The sequence below is a fragment of the Terrabacter sp. Ter38 genome, assembly GCF_024519435.1.
Taxonomy (GTDB): domain Bacteria; phylum Actinomycetota; class Actinomycetes; order Actinomycetales; family Dermatophilaceae; genus Terrabacter.
Genome location: NZ_JALJRZ010000032.1, coordinates 1 through 413 on the forward strand (window position 1 = coordinate 1; position 413 = coordinate 413).

The following is a 413-nucleotide window of genomic DNA, read 5'->3' on the forward strand; positions in this document are numbered from 1 at the left end:
CGTCCGGGCGAAGTGACGGATGTTCTCTCTTCTCCTCTCTTCCATTTCCTTCCTTTCTCCTTCCCCCCTTCCCCCTCTTCCTCCTTCTCTCTCCTCTTCTTCTCCCTTTTCTCCCTTCCCTTCCTCTTCCTCTTCCTTTCCCCCTTCTCTTTTTCCTTTTCCCTCTCTCCCTTTTCTCCTCTCTTCCCTCTTTCCTCTCCTTCCTTCTTTTTTCCCTCTCCTTTCCCTCCCCTTCCCTTTTCTTCCCTCCCTTTCTTCCTCTTCTCCTCTCTTTCTTCCCTCTTCTCCCCTCTCCCCTTCCCTCTTCCCCCCCTCTCCCTCTCTCTCTCCTCTTTCCTTTCCCCTTTCCCTCCTCTCCTCTTCCCTTTTCCTCCTTCTCCTCCCTTCCCCCTTCCCTTCCCTCCCCTCTCTCC

General features: G+C 54.2%; 1 protein-coding gene. It reads right to left on the minus strand.

The features are described 5' to 3' along the window. Nucleotides 1–413 (minus strand): hypothetical protein (locus tag NR112_RS23290; protein WP_256796469.1); only part of this gene is annotated, 413 nt, incomplete at both ends.